At 76.9% G+C, this 805-nt stretch carries 1 pseudogene; it reads right to left on the bottom strand.

Features of this window, described 5'->3' with window-relative positions:
• A pseudogene (locus tag B7767_RS37145) lies at positions 1–805 on the bottom strand (family 2 glycosyl transferase); the annotation flags it as partial.

Here is an 805-nt window from a genome sequence, read left to right as displayed (position 1 = left end):
CGATCGCGCAGGCGAGGGCGATCAGCGCGGCGACCGGCTGGCGCCAGCCGAAGCTCTGCTCGGCGACACGCGCGCGTGCCCCGTCGGCGCCGAGCGTGGCGGCGGCCAGGACGGCGATGCCGTAGACGAGGGTCGCGGGGCCCGCCCAGGCGGAGCTGTTGGACAGGACCGCGAAGACGAGGCCCACCAGGGCCGCCGCCCACGCGGTGAGGATCGCCGTCCGGCGCTCGGAGCGGAGCAGGGCCGCGAGTGCGGCGAGCACCAGGCCGATGAGCAGCAGGCCGCCGACGGTGCCGGGGCCGCCCGGGCTCGCGCCGAGCAGGTCGAGGGCGGAGGCGGCGGAGGGGCCGTACTCCAGGCCCGCTTCCCGGAAGAAGCCGAACGGGAGGAGGGAGAGCGACCACGGGGCGAGGACCAGCAGGGGGGTGCCCAGCTGGGCCAGGAAGCGGAGGCCGTAGGCCGGGATCTCGGTCCTGCGCAGGGCCAGTACGCCGACGCCGAGGACCAGGGCGATGGGCCACACGATCGGGGTGAACGCCGTGGTGATCGTCAGCAGCAGGGCGTACGCCCAGGTGGCACGCCAACTGCCGCGGACACCCTCCGGGTTCGTGAGGCCGCTCGCGGCGACGCCCGCGCGGGCGATCAGCGGCAGCAGCACGGCGAGTACGGCGGTGCCGATGCGGCCGCCGGCCAGGGCGCCGGTCGCGGCGGGCAGGAAGGCGTAGGCGACGGCCGCCCACGCGCGCAGCAGCCGGGACTCGACGAGCGGGCGGGAGGCGAAGTACGCGGTGAGGCCGGCCAGCGG

The sequence above is a fragment of the Streptomyces sp. 13-12-16 genome (assembly GCF_002114215.1).
In the GTDB taxonomy this organism is placed as follows: domain Bacteria; phylum Actinomycetota; class Actinomycetes; order Streptomycetales; family Streptomycetaceae; genus Streptomyces.
This window is presented reverse-complemented; position numbering and strand designations above follow the sequence as displayed.